This is a genomic window from Candidatus Auribacterota bacterium (genome assembly GCA_026392035.1).
Classification (GTDB): domain Bacteria; phylum Auribacterota; class Tritonobacteria; order UBA1439; family UBA1439; genus JAPLCX01.
The window spans coordinates 25,677-41,266 of the sequence record JAPLCX010000054.1; the positions used below are offsets into that span (position 1 = coordinate 25,677).

Annotated in this window: 15 protein-coding genes; 11 read left to right on the forward strand and 4 right to left on the reverse strand. The window is 54.6% G+C overall.

Going from position 1 to position 15,590, the window contains the following annotated elements:
- Positions 1-24 precede the first annotated feature (24 nt).
- The 3 genes from NTX71_05070 (at position 25) to NTX71_05080 (ending at position 3,057) form a co-directional block, all read left to right on the forward strand.
- Positions 25-420 (forward strand): EamA family transporter, encoded by a 396-nt coding sequence (locus NTX71_05070; GenBank protein MCX6339274.1) that lies wholly within the window; start codon positions 25-27, stop codon positions 418-420.
- 20 nt (positions 421-440) lie between these two features.
- Positions 441-812, forward strand: coding sequence for an EamA family transporter (locus NTX71_05075; protein MCX6339275.1), 372 nt, complete (start codon positions 441-443; stop codon positions 810-812).
- A gap of 442 nt (positions 813-1,254) precedes the next feature.
- The gene (locus tag NTX71_05080) at positions 1,255-3,057 is read left to right on the forward strand and encodes a hypothetical protein (GenBank protein ID MCX6339276.1); all 1,803 of its coding nucleotides are present in this window, start codon (positions 1,255-1,257) and stop codon (positions 3,055-3,057) included.
- Between the two features lie 77 nt (positions 3,058-3,134).
- Here the strand turns inward: NTX71_05080 and NTX71_05085 are convergent, their stop codons facing one another.
- A complete protein-coding gene (locus NTX71_05085; GenBank protein ID MCX6339277.1) occupies positions 3,135-4,586 on the reverse strand; it encodes a glycosyltransferase family 39 protein in 1,452 nt (483 codons plus the stop codon).
- Between the two features lie 88 nt (positions 4,587-4,674).
- A complete protein-coding gene (locus NTX71_05090) occupies positions 4,675-4,989 on the reverse strand; it encodes a hypothetical protein (GenBank protein ID MCX6339278.1) in 315 nt (104 codons plus the stop codon).
- 416 nt (positions 4,990-5,405) lie between these two features.
- Between NTX71_05090 and NTX71_05095 the strand changes: the two genes are divergently transcribed.
- Positions 5,406-6,065 carry an HAD family hydrolase gene (locus tag NTX71_05095; protein MCX6339279.1) on the forward strand — a complete coding sequence of 220 codons (660 nt, stop codon included), beginning with the start codon at positions 5,406-5,408 and terminating at the stop codon, positions 6,063-6,065.
- Between the two features lie 195 nt (positions 6,066-6,260).
- A complete protein-coding gene (locus tag NTX71_05100) occupies positions 6,261-6,836 on the forward strand; it encodes a flavin reductase family protein (protein ID MCX6339280.1) in 576 nt (191 codons plus the stop codon).
- Between the two features lie 7 nt (positions 6,837-6,843).
- Here the strand turns inward: NTX71_05100 and NTX71_05105 are convergent, their stop codons facing one another.
- The gene (locus NTX71_05105) at positions 6,844-7,854 is read right to left on the reverse strand and encodes a hypothetical protein (protein ID MCX6339281.1); all 1,011 of its coding nucleotides are present in this window, start codon (positions 7,852-7,854) and stop codon (positions 6,844-6,846) included.
- 1,356 nt (positions 7,855-9,210) lie between these two features.
- Between NTX71_05105 and NTX71_05110 the strand changes: the two genes are divergently transcribed.
- The 5 genes from NTX71_05110 (at position 9,211) to NTX71_05130 (ending at position 14,698) form a co-directional block, all read left to right on the forward strand.
- Positions 9,211-10,077, forward strand: a complete 867-nt coding sequence (locus NTX71_05110; protein ID MCX6339282.1) for an FAD binding domain-containing protein — start codon at positions 9,211-9,213, stop codon at positions 10,075-10,077.
- Positions 10,074-10,535: a (2Fe-2S)-binding protein gene (locus tag NTX71_05115; protein MCX6339283.1), complete on the forward strand. Its 462-nt coding sequence runs from the start codon at positions 10,074-10,076 to the stop codon at positions 10,533-10,535. Before NTX71_05110 ends, NTX71_05115 begins: the two co-directional genes overlap by 4 nt.
- On the forward strand, positions 10,532-12,853 hold the full coding sequence (locus NTX71_05120) for a molybdopterin-dependent oxidoreductase (GenBank protein ID MCX6339284.1): 2,322 nt from the start codon (positions 10,532-10,534) through the stop codon (positions 12,851-12,853). Before NTX71_05115 ends, NTX71_05120 begins: the two co-directional genes overlap by 4 nt.
- A 184-nt stretch (positions 12,854-13,037) precedes the next feature.
- Positions 13,038-13,274, forward strand: coding sequence for a hypothetical protein (locus NTX71_05125; GenBank protein MCX6339285.1), 237 nt, complete (start codon positions 13,038-13,040; stop codon positions 13,272-13,274).
- Positions 13,275-13,492: 218 nt separating this feature from the next.
- Complete coding sequence (locus NTX71_05130; protein MCX6339286.1) at positions 13,493-14,698, forward strand: ISL3 family transposase; 1,206 nt, start codon at positions 13,493-13,495, stop codon at positions 14,696-14,698.
- A gap of 67 nt (positions 14,699-14,765) precedes the next feature.
- Here the strand turns inward: NTX71_05130 and NTX71_05135 are convergent, their stop codons facing one another.
- Positions 14,766-14,969 carry a hypothetical protein gene (locus NTX71_05135; protein ID MCX6339287.1) on the reverse strand — a complete coding sequence of 68 codons (204 nt, stop codon included), beginning with the start codon at positions 14,967-14,969 and terminating at the stop codon, positions 14,766-14,768.
- Here NTX71_05135 and NTX71_05140 point away from each other — a divergent pair.
- A complete protein-coding gene (locus NTX71_05140) occupies positions 14,962-15,366 on the forward strand; it encodes a hypothetical protein (protein ID MCX6339288.1) in 405 nt (134 codons plus the stop codon). The genes NTX71_05135 and NTX71_05140 overlap by 8 nt on opposite strands.
- The last annotated feature ends 224 nt before the right edge of the window (positions 15,367-15,590 follow it).

Below are 15,590 nucleotides of genomic sequence, written 5' to 3' on the forward strand. Positions count from 1 at the left end.
TCAGGCGCTCCCCGGTAGAACCAGATGAGGAAAAACAGACTCACCTTCGTTGTCTTTGTCATGCTCATCATGACCGACATCGGGGAGAGCATCGCGGAGCTGTTGCTGAAGAAGGGGCTCCTGCACACCGGCATCCTTTCGGTGAGCCTCGACAACCTCCTGGAATTCGTCGCGCGCAATGCCTCCTCGTGCTTGATCTGGTGCGGGGTCGCGGTGTACGTGGTGAACTTTCTCATCTGGATTGCCGCGCTCTCGCGAGTCGATTTGAGCATCGCGTTGCCGGTGGCGAGCACCAGTTACCTCTTTGTCCCAATCCTTTCGGTGATATTCCTCAATGAGCACGTGAGTCTCGTCAGGTGGGCCGGGGTGGCGCTGATCATTGCGGGGATCCACTTCCTCTCCCGGAGCGCGAGGAGTTAAACGGCCATTCGGGACAGATCATGCTGAAACCACTGCTGTTGATTCTCGTTGCGGAGTTATGGGGCGTCGCCGGCCAGATTCTTTTCAAAAAGAGCGTGAACTCGCTCGATCCGCCGAGGCTGCGGTGCGCGGCCTCGTATTTGAATTTCGTGCGGTGTATTTTCAAGACTCCCAAGATCTGGCTCGGGTTTTGTTGTATTGCGGTGGGCATGGTGGTATGGCTCATGGCCCTCGCCCAGACGGAGCTCAGCCTCGCCTTCCCTATCAAAAGCGCGCAGTACATCCTGATACTCATTGCCGCGAGGCTATTCCTGCATGAGAGGATAGACGCGATGAAACTCGCCGGCACGCTCTTTGTGATCGCGGGGATAGTCCTAATCACGGTGAGCTGAGCGTAGTTTTCAGGTGCGCGTTCCTCTTTTCTCGTGCCATACCAGCCACGGCTCAAGCCGTGGACTACAGAATGTAATATTTTCGTAGCCCGCCGCTTGAGCGGTGGCTGAACGCAAGAGCTTGTGCGCCCTGCTGAGTGGGATGGGCGCGGATATTACATTCTTTTTACATTTTCCTGACAATTCCCACCCGGCAATATGAGACGATTTATCAGGAAAATAGGCGCTGGTCCTTGATATAGGGCAAGGCGAATTGAGGGCTGATGGGTGGAAATATTAATTGACTACTGCCTCTTTTAATGTGCTACAATATGCGTTGAAACTACCTCCATGATCAATAAGGGGGCATATGAATATCAGACTGATAACTAAGGGCTTTTTTCTAATAACGCGAGTAGTAATCATTTCTCTATGCTTCGCGTTGCCCTGGACGGGTGCCTTTGTGCCGCGCGCCTGTTTCGGCTTCGACGCCGCTGAATTCAATGTAACAGAAAAATCCAGTGCCGCAGAAGCGGCGCGTGAATCCTCCAACAAACTGACTATTACTACCTATACGGGAGGTAATGAGGGCCATGTAATTACCTTTCCCGATTCGACAACAATGGGAATCGATTGCGGGACCGGGATCATTACTACTTTATCCCATTACCACGATGATCATTGTAGCGGCAACCAACAGTACAACAGAGATAACGTTTCCCTCGGCCAGGTCATCTACACAAGTGCTGACGGCGCAGTGACAGTGACCGTCGTTGCCACCAACGGCAGGAAAATCGGAGATGCGGACGGTAGCTGCACTTCGAACGACGAAAATGCATGTAGCATGGTCCTGTGGGTCAAATATAAGGGATTCGACTATTTAAGTGGAGGTGACCTGACAGCTTCCCCTGAAGACCGTCTGGGTTCTGCGCTTGCGGCGAGAGGCGTAAAAATAGATGTTCTTAAGGTACACCATCACGGAAGTAGCGGTAGCTCAAGTTCGAGTTTCCTCCAAAACATCTCGCCCGAGTACGCCGTTGTCTCTGGTCATGCGTCAAACCTTAAATCTGATACATTGGCCAGATTAAAAAACGCAGGGGTAAAAATAATCTATGACACCTATAACGATCAAAATGACCCCCAGTTCAAGTACTCGGGCGGCGACATCACGATCAGTACCAATGGCTCCACGTATTCCTTTTCCGCGCCGAATTTTAACGATGGCCCCTTTCAGGTAGATGAATATGTCCCTCCCGACGTGATCCCCCCTCATCTGCTAATTACCGAGGTTGCGCTTGGTACGCACCAAGCCCCAGAGAACCACGATTGGATCGAGCTGTATTTGCCTCTGGATGCCAGCTCTATCAAACTCAGCGATCTCTACTGGACGGATCTCGACGAGGTACAGCGCGCGGCAACAAGCACCGTGACCATCATGCCGGGAGATGTGGTGATCCTCCACGATGCACCCGGCCCGAGCGAGAACGATACGACCGGCAAGCGGTCAAACGGATGGTGGGATATCTATGTTGAGAACCCCTGGAGCGGGACATGGAATGCCTACGACGATCAGTTTGCCATCTGCTCACAGAAATCAATAAAACCAGCCCCGGAGACCATTATTGACGCGGTGGTATGGTCAAACGACGATGGTTCGATGCTTGCCGATCAGGTTGCCAACGGAAACTATCTGATCGGGGCGTATCACTGGGGCGATCCGACAGCCGGCAGCGGCTCCTTTTCGACCACCAACGAGGGGCCTGCCGTAGGCAATATCAGGGACGGCTACGCCCAGCGCATCACTAAGATAGACACAAACAGCAAGGCGGATTGGCAGATATCTCCGACCAATTCCGAGGGCACACCTCCGCCGGAACCTACACCGATCCCGCCGCCGCCGCCCACGCCGCCGCTGGTCGAGCTGGTTCTCAGTTCGTCAAACCTCGCAGCGGGTGAGATGCTCACCGTGAGCGTGGTGGTACAGCCTGTCACCGGCAGGCCGTTCGACGCATACGCGGTGATTGCCGGCAAGGCAGGGACATTTTCAATTCAATCCGGAAACCACCTGCGGCGGTGGATCATTCCCATCGTCCGGGATATCCCAGCGCTGCCGCAGGGCTATTCGGGGGTGCTGCTGAACATGACCGTACCGCAGGGTGTGTCGGGCGACTACCGGGTTGTCGCCGGTCTCGTGGACGCCGGAGGCAAGGTGAGAGGCCCGGCCAGCGCCTTCGCATACGATGTCGAGCATCTCTCGGTGAAATAAGAGCGCCGCCCCGCCCTTACGGCCTCGCATGTATCTAGTTGCCTCTGATGCCTTCATGTCCGCGCCCTGGGCGCGTGCTATTTCCTTTTAAGACTGTTCTCATTTCCGCCCCCGATTTTAAAATAGTAAAGGTATGCCCCCTTCCTCGCATACTTATCAACCAGCGTGTATTTCTTTTTTACGTTCTTGAGAATGAGTGAGCGCTCATTCACCTTTCCCCTGCAGTGCGAAAAAACAATCCAGAAGCGGTCAGCACTCTGGTCTCTGAGAAATATATCCAGGTCATCAATGTATATTTCTGGATCATTGCGGGGCGGCGGACAGGTAGTCACGTTTGTGTCAGTGCCGGAATAGTAATATGTGAATGCCGGTGCGGCGCCATAGTAGACGTAGACCCTGTCGCCCTGGCGCATATTTTTTTGAAGATACCTCACCACTGGCCTCATTTCTTCACGTTCCTGGGGGCGCAGTATGTTATTTTCAACCGCATAAGACAACATAAGGATGGGGACGAGAGCGGCGACGAAGTACACGAGGGCGCGTCGTTTGGATTTTTTGATGAGTCGTGTTGCGGTCGCCACACCTTTTGCCATGACGAGATAGAGGAGGGGGCCGATAAATAGCATGAGTCTGTTCCCGGCGGGATATGCTTTCATCGCCGATGCCGCAAGGATCAAGAAGAGCGTCGCCAGGAAACACACGTTGAGGTAGCAATATTCTTGTGGCTTCCACACCGCTAAACCGAAGACGAGTGACGTGGCTAAAAATATCCCGCCTGCTTTGACGGGGACGAAGAACTGGCTCATGTCTTTAAGTTTTTCCCAGTTCCACTGCGCAAAACCACCAAGCGACTGTGTATCCGCGAAGTCCTTGGCCCAATACTCGGCGAGTACTGGGGTGGCGTTTTTGGATGCGTACAGCGTGAACATTAAAAGCCAGGCGGTAATGACACATACGTTTGCAGCGCCTAGCCGCCTGAGGGGAAACATTCCTCCGCACAGAAATATGCTTGTGAGGAGGGCGATATTTACTCCTAAGAGGGTGAAGACGGCGCTGTATGAGAAACCAATGACGAGGGTGCCGAGGATGGTATATAAAAAGTATGCGCCGGGGCGTTCTCTGTGCCTCAGAACTGTGAGGCCTGCGAGGAAAAGTGCCACGGTGAAAAATGCCTCGCCGGAGTACTGCTTGAACTCCTTGCTGTAGTATATCAGAGAAGGGGAAAAGGCAACGAGGGCAGAAGCATAGAGAGCAAGATCGGGACCGAAGATTTTTCTGATCGGGCAATAGATGAGAAGTATCGTGCCAATCCCCATGAGTACGGGAAGAAGGCGCAGTACGATTTCGGAATGGCCTAAGACGACAACAAGCCACCGGGCGGCTACAGCGAACATAAAGGGAGGTTTGGCCTGATAGGGGTAGGTGAGGATTGTTCCCAGGCTGTGGTGAATAATGCCATTGGCAAGGCGTGCTTCGTCAAACCAGAGCGACCTGTACCCCAGACCATAAAGCCTGAGCAATATTCCCATTGCACTAATGCCCAGGGCAGCTAGTGTGAAAAGTGATGTCTGGCGGGCGGTCATCCGTGGGGCATTCATGTGAATGGATACATAGGGTTTAGAACCGTTTCCTCTCCACCGGCCTGCCGTACTGGTCCGCGCCCAGGCCGGGGCCGTAGGCGTCGGGCTTGACGCGGAGCGTTGCGTCGGGGGATGCGGGGGGTGCGTTCAATCCCTCGGTCTTCGGCGACCAGAAGAAAGGTCTCCCCGAGGCGTCGGCTTCTATGCCGGGGCCGTAGGCGTCGTGCCTGGCCGGCGGAAGGAATCCGTCGCTCGAGACAGCAAAGCCGTACTCCTTGTCGCCGGCGAGCAGTGCGGCGACGTTCCAGGAAAAGATGATCACGAAACAGGCGAGGGAGAAAGTCAATTTCATAACGGCCGCTCCTTTCATTGAGGCAGGCTTAGAAGAGGATGTAGAAGACCACCACCTCCATTGACGATAGCATAATCTGGGCACGGAGACAAAGGGCATATCCGCTGGACTATAAATGTTTGACACGTCATTGCGAGGAGTCCCGCTAAGCGGGACGACGAAGCAATCTGTCAACTTATTGAGGGGCAAGAGATTGCTTCTCCCGCTTTGCGGGATCGCAATGACAGCGCGTGGATGGGTAAAAGATTAGGCACTCCCATTAATAAAATCCGCGCTCATCCGTGAAATCAGTGGATGATCGTCCATACTGTTTCCCCACTATAACTGAGGGGTTACCTTATCCCGCGGAATCGCGTTGTACAGTTGCCATGATGATGATACTGTGTAGCTGCGCTCCGGCTGGACATGAGGATATTATGAAGAGTGTCCCCATTGAAGTGGTGATATTTGATTTCGACGGCACACTCGTCCACCTGGCGATCGATTTTGGCAGGATGCGGGATGAGATGATCGCCATCGTGCGCTCACACGGCGTGGACGATCCAGCCCTCTTCAGTCTCCGCGTCTGGGAGCTGGTGAATGAGGCCGCCATTTGTCTGGAGAAGCGCGGGGGAGCGGCGTCACAGATGCGTGCGGAGGCGTATGAGGCTATCGAGTCAATTGAACAAGAGGCGGCGCGGCGCGCGAAGCTCATCAGCGGTGTCCCTTTAATGCTCGCGGATTTACGTTCCCGCGCAGTCGCCGTGGCAATAGTGACGCGCAACTCAGGGGCCGCCGCGCGGATAGCCTTCGACGGGATAGACGATGCCTGTGATGTCTTTCTGCCGCGTGAAGCGGTGGCGCATGTGAAGCCCCATCCCGCGCATCTCGAGAGGTGCTTTGAGATCCTCGGATCAGAACCTCCCCGGGGGCTCATGGTGGGAGATCATCCCCTCGACATTCAGACAGGCAGGCAGTTCGGCATGAGGACGGCGGGCGTCCTGACGGGGAGCGGCACGGAGCGCGACCTCAGGGCGGCGGGGGCGGACTATATCTTCGACGACGTCACGGGAGTTCTTACGCTATTTAATAAGTGATGTGAAAACGCTCTGACCACGGCTAGGGATAACCACAGATGCGTGCCACAGCCGCAAGCTTAAAGTAAAAGGTGTAAAGTATAAGGCACGAAGCATTCTTTCAACTTTCAGCTTTACGCTTTGAACTGTGGTGGGCATCTGTGTATATCTGTGCACATCTGTGATGATAGTTAAAGCTCAAAACAGGGAGGGCCCATGAAAAAGTCTCTTGGCGCGATAACGCTGGTGTATCCCACTCCGGTATTTGTCGTCGGCACGTATGATAGAGGGGGGAAGCCGAATGCGATGGCGGTCGCGTGGGGAGGAATCTGCTGTTCGAAGCCGCCCTGCGTGGCGATATCCCTCAGGAAGGCGACCTATTCCTATGGAAACATTATCGAACAGGAGGCCTTCACCATCAGTATCCCCTCCGAGGATTATGTGAAGGAAGCGGATTACTTCGGGATCGCATCCGGGAGAGACGAAGATAAATTCGCTCGTACAGGGCTCACGCCGGTGAAAAGCGACCTGGTAAACGCTCCCTATGTGAAAGAATTTCCACTCGTTTTGGAGTGCAGGGTGCTCCACACCATTGAGATCGGTTTGCACACGCAGTTCATCGGGGAAATAATGGATGTGAAGGTGGATGACAATTGCATGGGCGGCGATGGTCTTCCCGACATTGCACGAGTGCGGCCGTTTATTTTTTTGCCGGAGCACCATCGCTATCGCGGGATCGGAGAGGAGATCGGGAGAGCGTTTTTTATCGGACGAGACATCCAAAAAAAATAACGGGCCTTCAGGGCGAAGCACGCTTCACTTCGCAATACGATGGCGCAATCCCACCTATCGCACCACCATTCAGCCGGGGCGGCTGTCCCGGGGGGAACAGGGCGCCGTAGCAGGTATACACGCCGGGAGAGACGCCATCAGGAATGCGCATATCGAGAATTTTCCCTGACCATCCTTGCGGGAAGCGGACACCGCCCAGGTATGCTTTCGGTTCTGTACTGATCCCGCTGGCGCTGCAGAAATAGAACATACCATCGGGTGACCTGAAGGCAAGATAAGCATCTACCAATTGATCAACGGGCTGGATGACTGCGAGAACACTGAGTGCCCCACCTGGCAGAGCGCTTTCCCGATTCAATTTAACGACGACGAGGAATGGTTCAGGAATCGGCGTCATCGGTTCCGGGGCCGGGGGTGCAGGAGTTGGTGAGACATCAGGCAGTGGTGTCGCCGTGGGAGGAGGGGCGGGTGTGACCACGTCTGTAGGAGCGGATGTGGGGGCAACTGTCGGGGCAGATGTGGGTGCGGGCGTGGGTGTCTGAGCTGGTATTGAAGTGGGCGTCCGGGTGGGTGTCGCTGGCGGTATCGGCGTCGGTGTCTGGGTTGGTACTGAGGTGGGTGTCCGCGTTGGTGTTGCCGGTGGTATCGGCGTCGGTGTCTGGGTTGGTACTGAAGTGGGCGTCCGTGTGGGTGTCTGCGTGGGCGTTGACGTCGGCGTCCGGGTTGGAGTGGGGGTGGATGTCGGAGTTGACGTTGGCCCGACAACTTCATCTACCTGAAAGGGGCCATGGCTAAAAGAAGGATTCCCTCCCGAAAAGGAATACGTAGAGCCATCAGTGGTGATCACGATGTTGCCATTCGCCCTGTAGACCTCGGGGACATCCAAAGAATAGTTATCGGCGTAATAGATTGTATTTACCCCTGCGGATACTAAATTGCTTAATGTCGTTGATTTAGGGGATGTCGCAGTACCAGAGATGACGGCGTACTCGGGCGAGATATTTTGGAGGTAACTCAAGCTTGAGCTTGAGTTAGTGCTAGTTCCGTGATGGCTTACCTTAAGAACATCCACATTTACGTGTAACGCCACAAGCGCAGAACCCAGAGGGACTTCAACGGAACCATACAGGTCACCTGTAGTTAAATAGTCGAATCCTCCATATTTGACCCACAGAGCCATGCTCATTTGATTTTCGTCGTCCGCAGGGCATGCCACATTCACCGACCCCTGTCCAATGACCATGCCGTTGGCGGCAACGACGGTCACTGTTACACCGTCCTTGTTGTAGATGACTTGCCCGGGGTAAACGTTATTTCTATTATAATTTCCGGAGCCGCAAGCGGCACAATGATCGGTGTGGAAATGAGATTTAGTAGTGATGGTCCCACTCGCGCAATCGATCGACATTGTTGTCGAATCAGGAAAGGTAATTAGATGGCCCTCATAATAACCCTGACCATAGGTAAGAATAGTCAGTATGTTGGAGGATCCACGCGCCGCTTCTGCGGCAGTAGATTTTTCTGTTACATTGAATTCAGCCGAGTCGAAGCCAAGATATCCGCTCCTCGATAATTCGCTTGGGTATGCGACGAGCGCCGCATAAACTTTATAGGAACCGGCGGAGATCGTGCAGGGAGGTAGGGCAAGGATATCTATTGTAAGAGGTCGGTCTATCGGACCCGCACCCGTGATAATAGGATGAATCCCTTGAGCAAATGAACCGTCACCACGCAATGAATATGTTTCGCCGCCGGGCGTAACAAAAACTATGTATCCGGATACGCGTAGAGGAACGGCGCTGATGTCGAATGACAGCATCAACGGTTCCTCGGGGTAAATATCGTTTTTATTGATGTGTAAAGAAAGGGCGGAATGGCCATTGTCGCTCGGTATGACTGCGCGAGCCGAGCATAGTATAATGACTACGGTGAGAAGAGATGATGCTATTTTTACGTATGATTTAGTTGTCATAACATCGGAACATATGGTAATCCCTGACTATAAATGCCAGGATGATGAGGAGAGTCGGAGGAACAAACTTAGCCAGTTGAGACGCCACCCTTATAAGCATATTTAACCTCCCTAACTCCTACGTAATATTAGCATGATTTTCTGTGTTTGTCAAATTTCAGGACGTCAAATTTGGGATCGGATTCCTTTTGCCTTATTGCCTCAGCCATGTTTCACAATAGTGAGCAGTCGCCGAATCTCTCTTTACATTGTATCTCTTTGCAGCGTATGCCATTGCGCAAATGCCTCATTCGCCTTGCAACCTCGGCATTCATTTGCTAGAGTTGCCTCCAGTGTAAAGGTTGGGTCTCTGCCGGCTCGATTTTTTTACGGGCTCCCCATACTTTTCTCTTGGAAAACGACATGGCGACCAGAATCAAGATGATCCACTACCCGCGGAGCGCAAGGGAACTCACCGCCCTCCTTGACAAGGGCAAGGGCCGCATCGCCCCGGTAGGTGGGGGCGTGTCGTTTTCTTTTTCTTCCCCGCCGAAGATTGTTGAGCTCGCAAGCCTCAGGTCTCTCGGGCTGGACAGGATTGTCCGTGGCCAAAATGGCCTCCGGCTGGGCGCCATGGTGACCATCGCACAGCTGGCGGCCTCGCCGGATGCGGCACGCTTCAGGAATGGCCTGCTCGCTACTGCCGCTTCACGGGTGGCCGCGACTACCAACAGGAATCTTATCACCGTGGGCGGGAATGCCATCCGCCTTTTCATCTGGTCCGATCTCCCCTCCGTCTATTGCGCCATGGGAGCGGTGTTCAAGGTGAGAGGCACGAAAGGCATGAGGAAAATCTCCTGCGATGAGTTCTACGCAGCCCAGCCGCTCACTGTCCTGAAGCACACGGAGTTCCTTGAGGAGATAATCATTCCCGCCGCCGATCATCGTTCAGGGGGCGCATTTGAGAAGTTTTCGGAGACGTCAAACACGTTCGCGTTTGTCTCAGCGGCGGCGTGCGTGACGCTCGGCAGCTCGGGGAGGTGCGCTTCGGCGAGGCTTGTCATCGGAGGGCTCCGGTTATTGCCGAGGGTATCCGGAGAGGCAGCGCGCATCCTTGAGGGACACATTGCCTCACCAGAACTTATACAGAAGGCAGCCGCGGCGACAGTGGGGGCGGTGAAAGTGGTCAGGGATATCAGGGTCAGCGACGAGTATAAGAAGGAGCTCGCATCGACCGTCGCCCGCAGGGTTCTTGAGAACGCATTTCGTCTGGCAGGTGGTAAGAAATGAAGCTCATGTTGAAAATAAACGGTACGGAGAAAATAGTGGAGGCGGAGCCGGGCGAGGTGTTGCTCCACGTGCTCCGGCGAGAAGGTTACAAGGGCGCGAAGTTCGGGTGCGGGTATGGCTTCTGCGGCGCCTGCACCGTTCTTCTGGACAACGAGCCGGTGAACTCATGCCTCCTGCTCGTGGGGCTCGTAGAAGGCAGGGATATCACCACAATAGAGGGGGTGGGGGCTGTGGACAGGCTGCATCCGATACAGGAGGCGTACCTCGATGCAGGGGCTGTCCAGTGCGGATACTGCACCCCCGGTTTCATACTCGCGACGAAGGCACTTCTCGATGAGAAACCGAACCCGACGGATAGCCAAATAAAGCAGGCGCTCGATGGAAACTACTGCAGGTGCACGGGCTACGTGAAGATTGTGGATGCGGTGAAACTGGCGGCGAAGAGGATGAGGAGATGAGCACCGGGAAGAAGTTCAACGAGGTCAACCAGGTCCGCCGGAGGGTGGACGGCATCGGTCTCGTGACGGGGAGGGCGCTCTTCACCGATGACTATGACATGCCCGGGGTGCTCTCCGCGAAGGTGCTCCGCAGCTCGCACGCCCACGCCCGCATCAAATCAATAAACGTTTCAAAGGCACGGGCGCTCGATGGTGTCCGCGCGGTGCTCACCTGGAAAGATGTGCCGAGAGTGATCATCACCGAGGCGGGGCAGGGTTTCCCCGAGCCATCCCCCTACGACAAGTTCATCCTCGACAACAAGGTGCGTTTCGTGGGCGACGAGGTGGCGGTGGTCGCCGCCGAGACGACGGAGATCGCGGAGAGGGCGCTCACGCTCATCGAGGTTCACTACGAGCCGCTGCCGCCGATCTTCGACCCGCGGGAGTCGATGAGGGCGGGCGCGCCCGTGATACACGACGAGCCGGAGTGGCTGATCCCCATCCCCGTCGAGATGGACCCGAAGAAGAATCTCTGCGGGCGGGCGGATGTGACCATCGGCGACATGGGTAAGGGGTTTGCCGATGCGGACCTGGTGTTCGAAAACGAATACGAGAACCACTACGCCCAGCACGTCACCAACGAGCCGCACACCACGATAAGCTATCTTGATCCCGATAACAGGCTTGTGATCATTTCCTCCACGCAGGTGCCGTTCCACGTCCGCAGGATCGTGGCGCGCGCGCTCGAGCTGCCCGTGAAGCGCATCAGGGTCATCAAGCCGCGCATCGGCGGGGGATTCGGATCGAAGCAGGACATCGTCACGGAGCCGCTCTGCGCCGCGCTCACCCTCGCGACCGGGAGGGTGGTGAGGCTCCAGCTCACCCGGGAGGAAGTATTTACCTCATCCCGCACACGCCACCAGACCATCACGAGGCTGAAGACCGGAATAAAAAAAGACGGGACGCTGACCGCCATAGAGATGGAGTGTCTCCAGAACGCGGGGCCGTATGGGACTCATGGACTCACGGTGCTCACGAACACCGGTTCAAAAATACTCCCGCTCTTCAGGTGCTCCAACGTGAGATTCAACGCGTGGTCCGTGTACACCAACCTCTCGCAGGGCGGCGCCTACCGCGGTTACGGCGGCACACAGTCCGGCCTTGCGGTGAACATTCAGATGGACGAGATGGCGCGCGCGATCGGGATGGACCCGCCCGACCTTTACAAAAAGCTCCATATCCGCCAGGGGGAGGGCTCGCCGGTGTTTGCGGCACTGGGAGAAGGGGCCGAGGGGCACGCCATGACCATTAATTCCTGCGGCCTCAGCGAGTGCATCGATATCGTCGTCAGGGAGAGCGGGTGGGCCGAGAAGCGGAATAAACCGGGCACGGGAATTATCCGCCGTGGCCTCGGCATGGCCGTGATGATGCAGGGCTCCTCGATACCGAAAATTGACATGGCCTCCTGCTCGATGAAGATGAATGAGGATGGTTCGTTCAACCTCCTCTGCGGCGCGACTGATATCGGGACCGGCTCCGATACCGTGATGGCGAAGATCGCGGCCGAAGTTCTGGGTGTGCGGACGAACGACATCATCGTCTACTCCTCCGATACCGATCTCACTCCCTTTGATGTGGGCGCATACGCCTCGAGCACTACGTACCTGTCGGGCATGGCAGCCAAGAGGTGCGCCGAAAGTATTGCGGACCAGGTCAGAGAAGTTGCGGCGGAGATGCTGGAGGAGGATGCGGCGCGGATCAGGTTTGACGCAGGCAAGGCGATCGGCGCGAGGGGCGAGGTGACCCTCGCACAGGTCGGGACGCGAAGCCTCTACGAGAAGGACCAGCACCAGATAGCCGCGTTCGCGTCCGCCTATTCAGACCAGTCGCCTCCGCCGTTCTCCGCCCATGTGGCCGAGGTCGAGGTGGATACTGAAACCGGGAAGGTCACGGTGGTGAGATACATCACCGCCACGGATTGCGGTGTCGCCATCAACCCGCTGCTCGCGGAGGGGCAGGTCGAGGGCGCCCTGCTCAACGGAATCAGTTACGCCCTCACCGAGCGCTACATCTACAACGAAAAGGGGAGGTTGCTCAATCCCTCCTTCGGCACCTACGGCGTTTTCTTCATGCGTGACCTGCCGGAGATATGTACGTTCCTTGTCCCCACTTACGAGCCCACGGGGCCGTTCGGCGCGAAGTCCATCGCCGAGGTCTGCATCAACGGCCCATGCCCCGCCATATCAAACGCCATCTTCGACGCGGTGGGGATTCGCCACCGCAAGCCGCCGTACTCTCCTGAGGTTGTATACAAAACGTTGAAAAGTAAAAAAGAGTAATTATTTTTACCGTAGAGAGAACAGAGACTAACTGTATATTTTTTGCCACGGATTTACGCGGATGTACGCTGATACAACCTGCTCTCATACTTTGGTTTTAGTGTAATTCAATCCGTGCTCATCTGCGTCAATCCGCGGCTAAAACGCTATACTGCCTCTGCACTGCGGCAAATAATTGTGAACCATGAAAATCACTCTTGAGATGCTCGGGGCCATGAAGAAGCCCCTGGGGCAGGGGCCGGTTGATGTGGAAGTAGGGGAGGGGACCACCATTGAGCGGTTTATGGTGGGGAAGCTCGGCTATAATCCCAGTCACGTGAGATTACTCTCCTACTGCATCAACGGAAAACCCGTGAAGCCATCCGCGGTTCTTGAAGATGGATGTGCGCTCAAAATCATGATGATTATTGGAGGTGGGTAATGCTTAGAACTTCGGGTTTGACCCTATCTGTCTAAACTCGAATGGGAGCATGCTCTGGAGTTTCGTAACAAATAGCAATATACATTCATCCCCGGCGATAGATTCAGATGGTACTATTTATATGGTTCTCTTCCGTTTTGTGTGGGTAAAAGGGGTTTATAAGGCCATCGAGACAAGGTACCATCCGGTGGTTACCATCAACCACAGGAGGTTGCCCGATGGACGAACTAACCCTTTTTACCCAGGCATTGGGGCTTACGAAGCCCTGGAACGTTGTTAATGTTGTATTCTCAAAAGAATCTGGACGACTCGATCTTAAAATAGACTTTCTCCGTGGTGCCACGTTCCTCTGCCCCACGTGTGGCAAAGGCGAGTGCCCGCTTCATGATACAAAGGAGCGCACCTGGAGGCATCTCAATTTCTTTCAGTACGAGACATATATACATGGCCGCGTCCCACGGATTAACTGTGGCGACTGCGGCATCAAACAAGTTGAAGTTCCCTGGGCCCGCCCAGGAAGTGGTTTTACCTTGCTCTTTGAAATGCTCGTGCTCCAGCTAAGTCGGGAGATGGCCGTTGATGCGGTGGCAAGCACTGTTCACGCTCGATCCAACCGTATATGGCGTATACTTCAGCACTATGTTGCCCGTGCCCGCCGAGCAGCCGATCTCTCCGGGTTCCATACTCTTGGCATTGATGAATTCTCTCTCTGCAAAGGGCATACGTATATGACTTCCTTCAGCGACATCGATGCCGCTCGCGTCGTATATGTCACGGAAACCCGTAGAAAAGAGGTCATTGGAGAGTTTACTGAGGATCTGTTGTCTCGCGGCTACGATCCTCGGGCCATTGACCTCATCTGCTGCGACATGTGGGATCCTTATCTGAACGGTATCGGCATGCATCTTCCTCATGCAAGTGTGATCTTTGATCGTTTTCATATCATGAAACAAATGAACGAAGCGGTTGATAACGTGCGCCGGGAGGAACAGCAACATGTTCCCGGCCTGAAAAACAGCCGATTTATCTGGTTAAAAAACCCGATTCATCTGACCGGCAGACAAAGTGACTGGCTTATGCAACTTACAAAGCTTGATCTAAAAACTGCTAGGGCATATCAGCTTAAGCTGGCGTTGTCGCGCTTCTGGGATATCACATCCCTGAAAACAGCAGAGCAATATCTCAGAAAGTGGTACTACTGGGCAACACACAGCCGGCTTGAACCGATCATGCAAGTAGCAAGAACCATCAAACGCTACTGGTATGGGGTGATCAATTACACCCGTTCACATATTACCAATGGCGTGGTGGAAGGCCTCCATTCAAAGATCAAGACCGCCATGAAGCGTGCCTATGGTTTCAAAGAGCCGAGCTACTTAAAAACGGTTGTTTACCTGGTGGCAGGTAAACTATGCTTTGAATAATTACCCACACAAAACGGAAGAGAACCATTTATATTAACCCATGGTTGGATGACACTCTATATGCCATTTATGCTAATACGGCAACCCCAACCTTGACGCCGACCGCAACAGTTACACCTACTCCCACTGAAACTCCGACTACTACAAGTACACCCACGATCACATCCACTCCAACTATAACGAATACGCCCACGATAACGCCGACCGCGACACCTTCGGCGACCCCCACGATTACGCCTACACCAACGACAACCTTCACGCCGATGCCCACTGCCACATCGATACCGCCGCTGGTCGTTGATCCAGGGCTGCTGACGGCAGGGCAGCCCTTCACGATTGGCATCGCATCAAATGAGAATATCACCAGGCCATTCGACTTCTATCTCCTCGCCGAGACTCCTGCCGGAGTCTACACGATTTATTTGAACGGCAAGATCAAGAAGGGGATCATGCCGCTCTACAAGAGCGTGCCCCAGCTTCGTGCGGGGTTTTCCAAGACAGTTCGCCCTGCGGTCAGAATCCCCGCATCCATGAAGGGGAAGACGATCACCTTCTACGCCGTTGTGGTTGAGGCAGGCAAGATGCCTCCGGTGAAGAAACTTTCGGATCTCACGCCCGATACGCAGTATGTGATTATGTTGGACAAGAAGCCGGCCATAGTGAATTAGTGGCTACAATTAGCTTGGTCTGAAACGCAAGTTAAAACTGGTTCAATCCATTTCCCGCCGAGAGACGCGCCGTAGCGCGCCCCTGTTCTTCGCCTGTCATAACAAGCTGTTGTGGAATGGAATACGGCCATTTTGTTTTCGCGCCACCAGATCTTATCGAAGTTACCACGTAGAAAATGCAACCGGCCTAAATGCTCAGCAAAAACCGGTATCCGAAACCCCTG

What these genes read in the sequence shown, in the direction of transcription:
- NTX71_05090 (MCX6339278.1), bottom strand. Translation starts at nt 4,989, where the DNA reads ATGAAATTGACTTTCTCCCTCGCCTGTTTCGTGATCATCTTTTCCTGG.
- NTX71_05095 (MCX6339279.1), top strand. Translation starts at nt 5,406, where the DNA reads ATGAAGAGTGTCCCCATTGAAGTGGTGATATTTGATTTCGACGGCACA.
- NTX71_05120 (MCX6339284.1), top strand. Translation starts at nt 10,532, where the DNA reads ATGAGCACCGGGAAGAAGTTCAACGAGGTCAACCAGGTCCGCCGGAGG.
- NTX71_05070 (MCX6339274.1), top strand. Translation starts at nt 25, where the DNA reads ATGAGGAAAAACAGACTCACCTTCGTTGTCTTTGTCATGCTCATCATG.
- NTX71_05110 (MCX6339282.1), top strand. Translation starts at nt 9,211, where the DNA reads ATGGCGACCAGAATCAAGATGATCCACTACCCGCGGAGCGCAAGGGAA.
- NTX71_05075 (MCX6339275.1), top strand. Translation starts at nt 441, where the DNA reads ATGCTGAAACCACTGCTGTTGATTCTCGTTGCGGAGTTATGGGGCGTC.
- NTX71_05130 (MCX6339286.1), top strand. Translation starts at nt 13,493, where the DNA reads ATGGACGAACTAACCCTTTTTACCCAGGCATTGGGGCTTACGAAGCCC.
- NTX71_05100 (MCX6339280.1), top strand. Translation starts at nt 6,261, where the DNA reads ATGAAAAAGTCTCTTGGCGCGATAACGCTGGTGTATCCCACTCCGGTA.
- NTX71_05140 (MCX6339288.1), top strand. Translation starts at nt 14,962, where the DNA reads ATGCCCACTGCCACATCGATACCGCCGCTGGTCGTTGATCCAGGGCTG.
- NTX71_05085 (MCX6339277.1), bottom strand. Translation starts at nt 4,586, where the DNA reads ATGGGAATATTGCTCAGGCTTTATGGTCTGGGGTACAGGTCGCTCTGG.
- NTX71_05125 (MCX6339285.1), top strand. Translation starts at nt 13,038, where the DNA reads ATGAAAATCACTCTTGAGATGCTCGGGGCCATGAAGAAGCCCCTGGGG.
- NTX71_05115 (MCX6339283.1), top strand. Translation starts at nt 10,074, where the DNA reads ATGAAGCTCATGTTGAAAATAAACGGTACGGAGAAAATAGTGGAGGCG.